This is a genomic window from Stieleria magnilauensis (assembly GCA_007753675.1).
Classification (GTDB): Bacteria; Planctomycetota; Planctomycetia; order Pirellulales; family Pirellulaceae; genus Stieleria; species Stieleria magnilauensis.
In genome coordinates this window covers 3,616,925-3,629,416 of record CP036432.1, presented here as the reverse complement: position 1 = coordinate 3,629,416, position 12,492 = coordinate 3,616,925, and the positions used below count along the sequence as shown (strand labels likewise).

The 12,492-nt window shown below is 54.7% G+C and carries 12 protein-coding genes; 1 reads left to right on the top strand and 11 read right to left on the bottom strand.

All coding sequences use genetic code 11. The annotated features are described in order from the left end of the window. Positions 1 to 10: 10 nt before the first annotated feature. From TBK1r_RS12825 to TBK1r_RS12815, 3 genes are all read right to left on the bottom strand, one after another. Positions 11 to 307: a glycogen-binding domain-containing protein gene (locus TBK1r_RS12825; protein WP_145210967.1), complete on the bottom strand. Its 297-nt coding sequence runs from the start codon at positions 305 to 307 to the stop codon at positions 11 to 13. 79 nt (positions 308 to 386) lie between these two features. Continuing rightward, positions 387 to 2,123: an alpha-glucan family phosphorylase gene (gene glgP / locus TBK1r_RS12820; RefSeq protein WP_145210962.1), complete on the bottom strand. Its 1,737-nt coding sequence runs from the start codon at positions 2,121 to 2,123 to the stop codon at positions 387 to 389. A 27-nt stretch (positions 2,124 to 2,150) separates the two neighbouring features. Next, positions 2,151 to 2,552 carry a BON domain-containing protein gene (locus tag TBK1r_RS12815; protein ID WP_145210959.1) on the bottom strand — a complete coding sequence of 134 codons (402 nt, stop codon included), beginning with the start codon at positions 2,550 to 2,552 and terminating at the stop codon, positions 2,151 to 2,153. A gap of 648 nt (positions 2,553 to 3,200) precedes the next feature. Here TBK1r_RS12815 and TBK1r_RS12810 point away from each other — a divergent pair. Further along, positions 3,201 to 3,986: an anti-sigma factor family protein gene (locus TBK1r_RS12810; protein WP_419581286.1), complete on the top strand. Its 786-nt coding sequence runs from the start codon at positions 3,201 to 3,203 to the stop codon at positions 3,984 to 3,986. 57 nt (positions 3,987 to 4,043) lie between these two features. Here TBK1r_RS12810 and TBK1r_RS12805 read toward each other — a convergent pair whose 3' ends face one another. The 8 genes from TBK1r_RS12805 to TBK1r_RS12770 are packed head-to-tail and all read right to left on the bottom strand — an operon-like array spanning position 4,044 to position 12,124. Then, positions 4,044 to 5,834, bottom strand: a complete 1,791-nt coding sequence (locus TBK1r_RS12805; RefSeq protein WP_145210954.1) for a V-type ATP synthase subunit A — start codon at positions 5,832 to 5,834, stop codon at positions 4,044 to 4,046. Beyond that, on the bottom strand, positions 5,831 to 6,496 hold the full coding sequence (locus TBK1r_RS12800) for a DUF2764 family protein (RefSeq protein ID WP_419581285.1): 666 nt from the start codon (positions 6,494 to 6,496) through the stop codon (positions 5,831 to 5,833). Before TBK1r_RS12800 ends, TBK1r_RS12805 begins: the two co-directional genes overlap by 4 nt. Next, on the bottom strand, positions 6,493 to 7,113 hold the full coding sequence (locus TBK1r_RS12795) for a hypothetical protein (RefSeq protein WP_145210951.1): 621 nt from the start codon (positions 7,111 to 7,113) through the stop codon (positions 6,493 to 6,495). Before TBK1r_RS12795 ends, TBK1r_RS12800 begins: the two co-directional genes overlap by 4 nt. A 60-nt stretch (positions 7,114 to 7,173) precedes the next feature. Beyond that, positions 7,174 to 7,632, bottom strand: coding sequence for an ATP synthase subunit C (locus TBK1r_RS12790; RefSeq protein ID WP_145210948.1), 459 nt, complete (start codon positions 7,630 to 7,632; stop codon positions 7,174 to 7,176). 2 nt (positions 7,633 to 7,634) lie between these two features. Then, positions 7,635 to 9,431 carry a V-type ATP synthase subunit I gene (locus tag TBK1r_RS12785; RefSeq protein WP_145210945.1) on the bottom strand — a complete coding sequence of 599 codons (1,797 nt, stop codon included), beginning with the start codon at positions 9,429 to 9,431 and terminating at the stop codon, positions 7,635 to 7,637. Continuing rightward, positions 9,432 to 10,046: a V-type ATP synthase subunit D gene (locus TBK1r_RS12780; protein ID WP_145210942.1), complete on the bottom strand. Its 615-nt coding sequence runs from the start codon at positions 10,044 to 10,046 to the stop codon at positions 9,432 to 9,434. A 3-nt stretch (positions 10,047 to 10,049) separates the two neighbouring features. Then, positions 10,050 to 11,372, bottom strand: a complete 1,323-nt coding sequence (locus TBK1r_RS12775) for a V-type ATP synthase subunit B (protein ID WP_145210939.1) — start codon at positions 11,370 to 11,372, stop codon at positions 10,050 to 10,052. Continuing rightward, positions 11,369 to 12,124, bottom strand: a complete 756-nt coding sequence (locus tag TBK1r_RS12770; RefSeq protein WP_145210935.1) for an SLOG cluster 4 domain-containing protein — start codon at positions 12,122 to 12,124, stop codon at positions 11,369 to 11,371. The genes TBK1r_RS12775 and TBK1r_RS12770 overlap by 4 nt, the downstream gene beginning before the upstream one ends. Positions 12,125 to 12,492 lie beyond the last annotated feature (368 nt).

Sequence of the window (12,492 nt, the reverse complement as noted above, 5' to 3'; positions counted from 1 at the left end):
GGCTCCAAAATTATTGCACTTCGCAGACGCGATTCATCGTGCCCATGTCGTTTGGGACACACTGCGGGCATTCGCCTTCGGCGTGATAATTCGCTTCACAGACCCAATCGCCATCAACCACAAATTTGAATTCGTATCGGCCAGCCGGAAGGTCCAGCTTCGCCGTCCATTTTCCGGCGTCGGCTTTAGCCATTGGCGTTGCATCGGCTTTCCAATCATTGAAAGTGCCCGCCAGGAATACTGCTTTGGCATCGGGAGCGTGGCAGGTAAACTCGGTTTCGCTGCTGTCTCTTTTGGCTTTCGACATCAGTAACTCCTGAAATACTAAGTGAAGGTGATTGATTGCCTTTTAGATGCACATCCCTCCGAATTCCTTCATTCGTCATTTAGGTTTCATAGTAAGCCTTCACCACGTACTGCTGCACCATCCGCTGAGTGTTGAAATAGGACCCGTTCAGTGCAATTGCGTGCGACATGATTCGCAGCCATTGGTCGGGCTTTGTGTAATACAGGGGGACGATCACTTGTTCCAATTTGTCGTACAGGGCATCTGCGTCCTCCTTGAAGCGGTCGACATCCGCAGGATTCGTTGACGTGGCATTTCCGAACGCCCAGCCAGTGGTGCCTTCGACACAACCTTCAATCCACCATCCATCCAAAATGCTCAGGCTTGGCACTCCGTTGATCGCCGCTTTCATCCCGCTGGTACCCGATGCCTCCAGCGGCGGCTGTGGAGTGTTCAGCCAGACGTCAACGCCAGCAACGATCAGTCGAGCAAGTTCCCAGTCGTAGTTTTCCAAATAGACGAGTTTGACTGCGGGGTGCAGGTGACTCTTGGCTCGCACGATCTGTTGAATCAGACGCTTTCCCTCGACATCGTGCGGGTGCGCCTTGCCAGCGAAGACGATCTGGATTGGCCCATGCTTTTCAGCGATGCGTTGGAGTCGCCCTGGATCACTGATCAAAAGGTTCGCTCGCTTATAGGCCGTCGCGCGTCTTGCGAATCCAATCGTAAACGTCAGCGGATCAAACAAGACGTTTTCAGTCGAGTTGATCTCGTCGATCAACCGCAGCTTTGCGGCTCGGTGAGCCTGCCAGACTTCGTTGGGCGGTATCGCCAGCGCGCCGCGCAAACTGGCATTGTCCTCACGCCATCCTGGGAGAAAACGATCAAACAATTCGGAGAAGGAGGGGGACGCCCACGTCGCAACGTGAACGCCGTTGGTGATGTGGTCGATGGCGTAATGATGGTTCGTGTCTTTGGGCACTAGCATGTGACGCGACACTTCCCCGTGCTTCTTTGCCACTCCGTTGACGTAGTGACTCAGGTTCAAGGCCAAGTACGTCATGTTCAGCTCGCCCGCACAGCAGAACACTTCGTGCATGTCGAATAGATCGGATCGGCCCAGCACTTGTTCGACGAGATCGAAACCAAAACGATCATGACCGGCGGGCACGGGTGTGTGTGTTGTGAAGACACACTGCTTCCGAACGGCCTGCACATCTTCGGAATTGAACATCTCGCGACCCAGAGACTTCGCTCGCTCATCAAGTAACTCGAGCCCGAGAAGTCCGGCATGGCCCTCATTCATATGGAATTGAATGAGCGAGTCAACGCGAAGCGATCGCAGAATACGAACTCCACCAATTCCCAGCACGACTTCCTGGCTCAAGCGATGTCGACTATCGCCGCCGTAGAGTTGCTGCGTCAATGCTCGATCAGTGTCAGCGTTTTCATCTAAGTCGGTGTCCAAAAGCAAAACCGGAAGACGGTTCCCTTCGCACCCGACCACGTCATACTGCCAAGCTCGGACGTGGACCGTTCGTCCCTCGATTTCTACCTCTGCCCGCTGGGGCAGTTCCCGACAATGCTCTTCGATATTCCAATCAACCGGTTGTTCGTGCTGCCAGCCTTCGGCGTCAAGTGTTTGCGACAAGTAGCCCTGTCGATGCAGCAACGTAACCGCAATCATTGGCACGCTCATATCGGCTGCCGCCCGCAACGTGTCCCCAGCAAGAACCCCCAATCCGCCACTATAGGTCGGCATTTCCGGATCGAGTGCAACCTCCATTGAGAAATAGGCGACGGTTGGCACTGGCGGATTCGTTTCGTTACTGATCATCGGCTTTGTCGTCCGTCATTCCGTAGACTACTGTTTTTCACTTCCAACGTCTTTCACGATCAGTCGATTCTGTACTCGCTGAACTCCGTCGACCGTCCGTGCTAGCTCTTGCGCCATCTGCTTGACAAAGAAGCTTGGCACGCTGCCGTCGATGACCAAAACACCATCATCACATCGGCAAGAAATGTCTCGCAGCGCGGCGTACCCGCTTCTCGCCCATCGGCTCTGCACGCCCGCGACAACACGACATCCGCAGGGTTGAATGACCGGAAGCACTGTTAGCCTGGTCGGCGATCGCTCTTCAGCGTCGTCGAATGGCAGTCCTGCATCCGTGTCGTCGCATTTTTCCACGCCGACCGTTCGATCAACTTGTTCCACCGAGCGACCCGTTGGGGATGAGCATCGCTGCTTTGTAGAAACAACGTTCATGCGAACCTCCGGGGCATCGAGGGAAGCTGAATTTGCGGGTAACTCAGTGACGATAGAAAACCGCGAGAGTCAAGGTGTTATCGGAAGCGGAAATTCGCCAGAAGCGTCCAGGTTTCTTCTGGCGATTTGACAAAGTTCATCGCTGCTACTGATCGTCGCTTTGGGCCATTGCCGAACTACCGCAGCAACTACGCTTGACCGTGCAGCAGTACGCACGCTTTGCACAGCACGTGTTTCCAACCAACTCGATCGGTTCGATCGAATTGGCTTGCACCATGGCACCGGGTGCCGAATCGGATGCAGGCACACTCAACGCGGCGGTACCAAAAAGTCCAAGAGCCAAAACACCGGCTGCTACTGATTTCAAAAACATGACTTCCACCTCTAGTCGTCAGGGATTGGGAACCAAGACGTCTCGGCGGAACGTTTCCGCCGTCATCCGTCTTTCGCAAATTTGGATGCTCCCACAGGCGGAGTTCTTCACGGAATTCCGACGAATTCTCGGATCATTCGTTTCGCTCAAAACTCGTCGTTCGTGTGAAGGTTTCAACCGCAAAAACCATCCAAACAGATAAACCAAGCAATTGGACTCTTCAATCGAATCCTTCGCGGAGCAGTCACATGGATTGCCAACAAACGAACAATCTGTTGTCCCACTACTTCGATGGAGAACTTCCCGCTGATCAGCGAATCGAGGTCGAAAGTCACATCAAAGACTGTGCGGATTGCTTGCAGTACCTCGCGTTCTTTGCGGAGCTTTCGGAGGCCATCCGAAAGTTGTCGGCACCCGAGATTCCGCGCGAGATGCTGAGGAAACGAATTACGGCGGAGCTGGACGGAGCGTCTGAGAATCCTACCCACCCCACGCTGTCGAACGGTCACCCTGACCTGAAGCACCGATTTCGATGGGGCATCCTTGCAACTGCGGTACTGGTACTGATTGCGTTTGGACTGTCTTGGGTGGTGCTCACTCCGGAAAGGCATCATGAGCCGCTTCAATCGTACGTGGACCTTCTTGGAACAAGCCCCGAGATTGCCCAGGAACACTTAGCTGAGCAGTATTCCGGTCGGGTCGTTTCGCCAGACGAAGCGGTGCAATTGGTCGGCTATCGGCCACGTAACGTTGAACCGCCACCCGCTGAATTCACTTGTGACAAGCTGGTGGTCCTGGCCATGCCCTGCTGCAAATGCGTCCAAGCCGTTTGGCATCGCGAGGATGGCTCGCATCTTGCGGTGTTCGAGCACAAATCGCAGATGGACGAGTGGTTTGCTGGCAAGCCGAGCATTCATATTGAATGCGAGGGCACAAGGTGTCGGATCACTCAGGTTGAGAGTCAACTCGCCGCCTCATGGCAGGTAGGCTCCCGCGTGATGACCGTGGTTGGCGTAAGGAATACCAATGAACTGGCAAAGCTCGTCGCAGCACTTTCGTAAATGACCTCATTTACGTTCATAAAGCGCAACCCACAAGCAAACGAGCGTAACTGTCTGTCATGCGTCGCTTGCGCGATCCGACAGCATTGACTGAATGCTAGACAAGAACTTCTCGTAGTCGGATGATCCGGTCGCCGAGTAGTTCAAGTTGAGAAAAGCGTTCGTGATTCGCACGAAGAAATCGCGAGCTTCGTCCTTGTCGCTGAACAAAAACTCTCGTTGCGTAACGTCCTTCACCAGGCCTAGCATCGTCTGTTGCCGATCCATCGGGGTCGCCACATCGACAGGGTCGAAGGCATCTTGTTGAAGATAGACGGTGTCGAGGAAATTTGCTTTTTGTAGAGTTACAAAGTCTTGGAGCGAAATGCCTTCTTCACCCGTCACTTGCATCATCTGATAAATTGCGTCGGCTTGGCGAAGTAGTTCGAGCAATCTCTCGGTGCCGGCAGTCCAGTCAGCGTCGAGCGCGCGGTCCAAGTGCTCCTGGAGCTGTTCCCGGTACCTCGACCAAGACAACAGTGGGTCGATCGCAGGATAGAAGCGCTTGTAGGCTCGATCATAGGAAAGGCCCAGAAATGTTTTCACAGTACCAAGGGTGGATTGTGTGACAGGTTCCTCAAAGTTTCCACCGGCGGGAGAGACTGTGCCGATCATTGTGAGACTACCGAGCGACCCGTCTCGCGCGGTGATTACTCCCGCTCGTTCGTAGACACCTTTGATGGCTGAGTCGAGATAGGCCGGGAAGGCTTCTTCGCCGGGGATTTCTTCCAAGCGTCCAGACGTCTCTCGCATCGCCTGCGCCCAACGCGATGTGGAATCGGCCAACAGCAGCACGTCGAGGCCCATTTGTCGGTAGTATTCACCAAGCGTGATACCGGTGTAGATCGAGGCTTCACGCGCTGCAACGGGCATCGAGGATGTATTGCAAATAATGACGGTTCGATCCATCAGCGAACCGCCACCTCGTGGGTCTTGTGCCTGTGAGAACTCGTTGATCGTATCGACGACTTCACCCGCCCGTTCGCCGCACGCGACAACGATCACAACGTCAACAGCGGAATAGCGTGCAATCAAGGTTTGCAACACGGTTTTGCCCGCTCCGAACGGACCCGGAATGCAAGCCGTTCCCCCACGAGCGATGGGGTAGAAAGTGTCAATGGTCCGAATGGTGGTGACCAGCGGTTCGGACGGGTACATTCGCTGGACCAATTTCAGCTGCAAGAGGTCTGCTGGCAATGGAATGCGGACCGGCCACTCTTGGCGCATCGTCAACGGACGCTCACCCTGCGCGTCACGAACGCGGGCAATGGGTTCGTCAATGGTGAAGCTTCCTCCCTGAATCCACGTCAGTTCCGCTTGACCGCTCAAGTTAAAGGGTACCATGATCTTGTGTGCGACGCCGCGTTCCTGAACGGTGCCTAAGTTGTCACCAGCGCGAAGTCGCTCACCGGTGCGGCGCAGCGGCACAAAGGACCATTTGTGTGAACGGTCGAGCGAGTCGGCGTAGTGGCCACGTTGTAGGAAGAATCCGTGCCGATTGGCAAGTGTTTCCAACGGATTCTGCAAGCCGTCAAAAACGCAGCCCAGCAAACCTGGCCCGAGCGATGCGGATAGCAATTGGTGCGTCAACTCGACGGCATCACCAACCTTCACGCCTTCGGTGTCCTCGAACACCTGCAAATCCGCTTCGTTTCCGTAGACTCTGAGTACTTCGGATTTTAAGCGTTTGTCGCCGAGACAAACATAGGCGACTTCGTTCTTGACGATGTGCCCATCGGGCACTTCGATCGAAACGATATTGCCGTTGACGGCCGTTACGCTAGCACCTGTTTTCAACTCCGACGTCATTTGATGCCTCCGCCCGAAGCCATTGTTTGAGCCAACAGATTTTCAAACTTCTGTCGCCCAGCCGATTCATCCAGCCGGGTCCAACGATCGACAATCTCCCAGCGAGCTAGATACAACAGAATCGTCTCGAACGAGAAATAAAATCCGTCTGAAAGTTTCACCCAGCGATCCCACGTCGCATTCAATAGTTGGCGTTCTACCGACAACGGCTTGCTTGCGTCCAACGCCTCACGGACGCCGGAAATCCAGGGATGCTCTCGCTGCAAACGGAAATCGGAATGAATCCAGTGCTCTCGAATATGGTCCACATACTGGCCAACAGCGGTTGGTGGCTCAAGCCCAAGACGCCGTCTACGCAATGCGGACGTAATCGTGCGCACATCCATGCGATAAGTGATGATATCGCGGACAAGCGGATTGGAAACGGAAGACATCAGACGGTCGTATTCCATTTGCACATCTTCGTCTGTGCGTTCCGGCTGCTGTCGATCCCACAACAGAAAGCGTTGAACTTGTTCGACAATGACCTTGTCGTCGTCGCCCAACATCCTCAGTCTCTCTTGCAGACGAATCCCGGAAATCGGCACATGCTCAACATCAAACGAGCGGGGCATATGCGGCAGGCTGGAAATGAACCAGTGGTAATTGGTGGCTGCGGTCACTGGATAATTCCCTCCATGATCGCGCGAAATCGTGGGACTAAGTGCCGTAGCAGCAATTCCGCAATAGCCTCATCGGTCAATTCAATCTCGACATTTTCGTCGAGCAATTGGATACGGATGCCAGCGGACGTGTCTTCTCGGGTTCCGAGTTCCAAGCCGTCACGAAGCATTTCCTTTGTGATCGAGGCGACGAAGTGGCTGAGGTTGCCTTCTTTGACTTCTTCTGGATCGCTGCGCAGTTGCTCCAGTCCGATGGCATCCTTCGGGAGGAGCAGCTTGGCGGATTGATCGCGAGTTGGAGCTGACCTCCCGCCGATTTCCAAGATTAGCTGCTTCAAAAAAACTCCATCATTCAACTCTCGGCTCGCCAGACGTCGAACTCGATCGGAAAACTGGTCCACCATTTCCGACTTGAGGCTGAGGATCGCATCCCGCACCGCCAACTGCACGGCTTCCTCGCCAGCTCGCTTCGATTTTTCGGCGTTTTCGCGTGCCCTTTGTAGCAGCCCATCTGCTTCTCGTTTTGCCTCGTCAAGGTGCCGCTCCGCCTTGAGGCGAGTTTGCTCCATGAGCGCATCAGCCTGAGCCTTGCCTTCTTCGACACCCTGCTCGCGCAAACGACCGATCAGTTCTTCGACTCCGGATGATTCCTTTGGCTTTGTCATGTCGCTATCTCCTTAGCCTGCCGTGCCACCGGGAATGCTTCCGCCGACGATCAGAGCGAAGATGAACGCAAAGACCGCGAATCCCTCCACGATCGCAGCCGGTGCGATCGCGAGTCCAAAGACTTCGGGCTTCGACTTCGTCGTATTGATCGCCGCTGCGCAACAGGAACCCTGAACGATGGCACTGAACAGCAGGGCCAGCCCGACTAGCAGGCCGATGGAGAACAATCCCGGCGCGGAGTCCAAGGAAACAGCGCGGTTGAACTGCATTGTCACAACGATCCCATAAATGGTCTGCGACGAGGGTAAGGCGGAGGAACCAACCAGCCGCCCATAGCCGCTTTCGACATCCAGCAACGCTCCCGAGGCTGCCTGCCCGGCGCGTCCGCAGCCGATGATGCTGCCGATTGCTCCAAAGGCGGTAGGCAAAAAGACTCCGGCCCAACCCAGTAAAAGAATGAAACTCTCCATGTCTATATTGCCTTCTTGTTGAATGGTTCAAATGCGTATCCCTCACCCGGAAGACTCCAGCCGAAGAACTCGATGCAGTTCAGACGCAATCCATGGACGACGCCGCTCATGATTGCCAAGACGAAGTTCAGTCCATGCCCGAAAACAACAGCGACCACCGCCAACAGACTTCCAATGCCGACGCAACAGCTCGCCTTGTATGTAAGATCGTTGAACGTCCCCGCCAGTTGCGCACTGGCCAATCCGAGCGCGAACAGCCGCAGGTAACTCAGCACGTCACCGAAAGCGCGAGTGAAGCCCGTGAGCGAGACAACACCGTCAATCAATCGCTTTGCGTGTTCTTTGAGACTGAACGTCATCCATGGTCGTTCGCTGCTAAACAACAGCACGCAAACAAGTCCCGCCCCGAGGCCCCAGCTTCCAAAGTGAATCAGCAATTGCACAGGTTGCGTTCCGCTATTGCCCAACCCCAATGCGAAGCCTCCGAGCAACCCCGCGACCCAACCCAGTGACGCCAGCATCGTTGACGACCATCGACGAGTCCAAGCCAGAGCAAGATTGGCGATCACTAGATGGGCGACACCAATCGCGATCGAAATCTGCATCATCAAGGTCGCGTTCGTGGCGTCGATGACATGCAGTCTGCCGAGCAACGAGCTGGCGGGCGGTGAAAAGCCAAAGTAGCTGCCAATTACGATGCCATAAGCAACGGACGCAATCGCAGTGGCGACGAACAATGTTCGCATCCGCCGCATGTTTTCCGACCTGCCCAAGCGTCGCCAGAACAGCAGCAGACCGACTGCTAACACCAGCGCGTACCCAGCGTCGGCCATGATCATCGCGAAGAAAACGCTGAACGAGAGAAAAACAATGCCCGACGGGTCATACGCACCGTAGGCGGGCGTGGTGTAGAACGTGACCGCGCTTTCACCGCCTGCGGCAAGCCCACGATTTGACAACAACGTGGGCGGTGAATCATCCGATGTTGGAAGTTCAACGGTCAGTCCTAGCGAGTGGGCTTTCGCGAAGGCTGCAATTTGTTCGCGTTGAGACTGAGGAGCCCAGCCTTGAATGGCGAATAGTGAGGGATCATCGAAGGCTCGCCCGGCAGCTTGCTCGCGTGCGACTCGATCGTCAGCAAGTGTCAATGATCGCGATAGCAGGTGTATCCACCGAGTCAGTCGAACCCGCTCCCAATGCAGTTCCTCCAGCTCGAATTCAACCGCTTCCAGACGATCCTTCAACTGGCCCAGCGGTCGATCATCCAAGTGCGAACGTGGCACCGGCATTTCGCTCGGCTCCTCTTCGCCTAAGACAATAACGTACGCGAAACGTTGATCTTTGCTGACGACGTGCCATGTGGCACTCAACGTTGCCAACGCACCCAACCGATAGTGCGGGATCACGTAGAACCACAGGCGTAGTCCGCCAAGCTCGCCTTCGGGTGGAAGCTCAAAATCACCCCAAGGAACCAGTGACACTATCGCGTGCTTCAACTCATCTCGTTCAGTTTGCAATTGCTCTCGCTGCTGCCGGACGGACAAGACGCGACCGACCACGTCATCCAACTGGAAAGCCGTGTCGTCCTTCATCACACGACGGTGGATAGGGCAAGCTCGCAGGTACTTCAAAGCTTGCGCGGCGTCCGAGGAAGACGGTTGCCGTTGCGGCTGGTCGTTGTGGCTGTCGTTCAAATCAAGCAGATGAAGACAACCCAACGCTTGTAGGCCATCGAGCACGGTGTGTTTCTGGTCAGCGGTGCCATACAGAGTTACTTTGGCGACGGGGACGATTGCCATCTACATCGCCCTCATCATGGGTTTGTCGCGACTCTGTTTCGCCTTGGCGATTTTGGAACGAACGACGGCGGCTCGCTCGGTATCGGCGAGATGAATCTTGATGCGTTGAATGTCATTCTCTGCCTGTGGAATCAGCACTTTCTCGAAAAGGTTGACTCGCTGCGTGATTCGACGCACTGCGTTGCTGAGCCGAGACATACGTTTCCGTTCGATGTCACGGCGAGCGTGAAGAGTCGCCACGTTTTGCAATAACTCAACGACGAAATCGACCCAAAAAGGCTTGGCCAGCATCGAATACTCTTTGACGCAGAACTGTATTTCACCCAACATCGGTAGCCGCACACCAAGAACGTTCTCTTCATCGACGACCATTGCTTCGATACGAACAAGATCGGTTAGATTCTGATCGCTGGCTCCCAACAGCGAAAACAATCCCGCTTGTGAATCGAGTAAGTCGGAAATCTCCCGCTCTGTGCTTTTGAGCTTGTTCTTGGAATGTTGTAGATCGGCGAGCAATTGTTGCCGTTTCAAGTCCAATGACGGCAAGAATCGCTGATACATCGCGAGTTGATCGCGTTGCTGTTTGAGCGACGTCTTGTTCAGGGCAAGGGACATCGCTCACACCTCCGATTTGTGGAAATACTTTTGGACCAACGCTTCCTTCATCAGCAACTCTTCAGCCTCGAAGCATTCGGCCAGCGTCTGCCAACTCAAGTCAAGCGCGTCGTTCAGCGGCATCGCGACGTGAATATCCATGAACCGCTGCGCAAACAGGTTGCCGAACTTCAGCAGCTTTTCATCAAACGCCGACAAGTCGAACGCCATCGCTTGCTTTTTTGCCGCTTCCTTCGCCCCGGCGTAAAAGCGAATCATCGTGTTCATGATTTGCGAATGGTCTTCGCGAGTGACCTTTCCAATGACTTGTTGTTTCAGCCGCGAGAGTGAGCCGAACGGGTCGATGACGCCGTTGTGCAGATATAATTGGCCCTCAGTGATGTAGCCCGTGTTGTCGGGTACCGGATGCGTGACATCGTTACCTGGCATCGTCGTGACGGTCAGGATGGTGACGGAGCCAGCGCCCTTGTAGTCGCAAGCTCGCTCGTAGCGCTGAGCGAGTTGTGTGTAAAGGTCACCCATGTAACCGCGATTCGATGGGACTCGCTCCATCGCGATACCAATCTCCTTCAATGCGTCGGCATAGGCTGTCATGTCGGTCAGCAGCACCAAGACGCGTTTGCCCTCTTCGACAGCAAACCGTTCAGCGACTTTCAACGCCATGTCGGGCACCAATAACCGTTCCACAATCGGGTCCGATGCCTGATTCACAAACATGACGGTGCGACCGAGTATTCCTTCATTCTCGAACGTCGAGTGAAAGAAGTGATAGTCGTCAAAGATCAATCCCAATCCGCCAAACACAACGATGTCCGCATCCGCTTGAATTCCGATCCGAGCCAGCAGTTGGTTGTACGGTTCGCCTGCGACCGAGAAGATCGGAAGCTTCTGGCTCTCAACGAGACAGTTGAAAACATCAATCATGGGAACCATCGTGTGAATCATGTTTTGCGGCACGATTCGCATTTTGGGATTGACCGACGGACCTCCGATTGGAATCGAGGGGTCATTGGACAAGTCAGGCCCGCTATCCAACGGAACTCCCGAACCACGAAAGACGCGGCCCAGAATGTTTGGCGAGTAGGTGACCTGGGTTGGATGGCCCAAGAACCGGACCTTCGCCCTTGTCGAAAGTCCCTTGCCTCCGGAAAACACCTGCAATGAAACCACATCGCGTTCCAACTCGATGACCTGTCCCAACGATCGGCGTTGATCCCAGTTTTCAACGACGGCCAAGTCACCGAAGCCAACCCCCGAAGCGCGCACCTTCAAAATATCGCCGACAATTCCCAGCACTTCAGTATGTCTGACAAGATCAGGAATCATGTCGTGGTAGACTCCAGATAATGCGACGGCTGCTCGTCAAACTTCTCGGCACAACGCAACGAACAAAACACGAACTCAGCAGATTTCCGTTTTCGTCTTGCTGCTGCTTTGCCAGCCGGAACGGTCATACCGCAGACAATATCGCGCTTGCCCTCTACCTCGTTCAGCATTGGCTCATCGTCGTTTCCCCGACAGAAAACAGAAGGGTGGCGGAAGTGCTCCTTTCGATAGACATCGAGCAAATTGTTGACGAGCTGCACAGGATCGTCGTTGTATAGAACCCGTGCACCGGTCTCTTTGTTGCATGTTTCCAAGATCGTTTCGACCATATCGCTGATGCCACCGCTGCCAGTTAGCACTCCGATCAACTTGCCTTCGTCATAGGCAATCGCCAACTCGCCAAGCGTCCCACTGCTGCCACCCACGATCACGATCATGTCACTACTGCGAATATTGACGACCTCTCTTCCCATTAGCCCACTACCGGTGAAAATCAGCACGTCATGCGCCAGCGTTGGCGAACCGTAGTGGTACGCATGTTCATCTAGGCTAAGGGCAGGCGAAATGCCGATCACGGTGCCGCCGCGGCGACAAGCACCTTTCGCAGCAGCAAGCGGCAGTCCGGGACAAGCACCGGTGATCACGATGCATTTAGCGTCGGCGATCGCTTCGCCGAGTTGTCCGGCCCGCTCCAGGTCAGCATCAAGAATTCCATCACCGGCCCCGCCCATCACCCCAATCTTGAGTTTCATTCTTGTGAACGTATCTCCCATCGGCATCGTCCTCCCATGTTAGGCTTGCAAAGTGCTGACGAGCACAGAACTACGACGAATGTTGAGAGTCCCTGCATCCCAAATCACCGTCCTATGTATTGGATGCAATGCATCGGCGATGCCTTCACTGAATAGTCAAGAAAGACACGAAAACGAAGGATGGACCTATTTTTCTTTGATGCGCTGAAACCAGTCGAAAACATGATCGTGCCCTTCCATGCCAACCACGCTATGACGTGCCGGTAGACTTCCAGAGCGAGTCAATCAACAGGAGAGGTAAAGCGGGCGACCGAAAGCAAGAAGGGTGGCACACTGTGCTCGCTTTCGCTTTCCACATCAGATTTCGG

Excerpts from the sequence above, each read along its gene's own strand:
- TBK1r_RS12770 (WP_145210935.1), bottom strand. The coding sequence starts at position 12,124 with ATGAAACTCAAGATTGGGGTGATGGGCGGGGCCGGTGATGGAATTCTT.
- TBK1r_RS12775 (WP_145210939.1), bottom strand. The coding sequence starts at position 11,372 with ATGATTCCTGATCTTGTCAGACATACTGAAGTGCTGGGAATTGTCGGC.
- TBK1r_RS12805 (WP_145210954.1), bottom strand. The coding sequence starts at position 5,834 with ATGACGTCGGAGTTGAAAACAGGTGCTAGCGTAACGGCCGTCAACGGC.
- TBK1r_RS12785 (WP_145210945.1), bottom strand. The coding sequence starts at position 9,431 with ATGGCAATCGTCCCCGTCGCCAAAGTAACTCTGTATGGCACCGCTGAC.
- TBK1r_RS12790 (WP_145210948.1), bottom strand. The coding sequence starts at position 7,632 with ATGGAGAGTTTCATTCTTTTACTGGGTTGGGCCGGAGTCTTTTTGCCT.
- TBK1r_RS12825 (WP_145210967.1), bottom strand. The coding sequence starts at position 307 with ATGTCGAAAGCCAAAAGAGACAGCAGCGAAACCGAGTTTACCTGCCAC.
- TBK1r_RS12815 (WP_145210959.1), bottom strand. The coding sequence starts at position 2,552 with ATGAACGTTGTTTCTACAAAGCAGCGATGCTCATCCCCAACGGGTCGC.
- TBK1r_RS12780 (WP_145210942.1), bottom strand. The coding sequence starts at position 10,046 with ATGTCCCTTGCCCTGAACAAGACGTCGCTCAAACAGCAACGCGATCAA.
- glgP (WP_145210962.1), bottom strand. The coding sequence starts at position 2,123 with ATGATCAGTAACGAAACGAATCCGCCAGTGCCAACCGTCGCCTATTTC.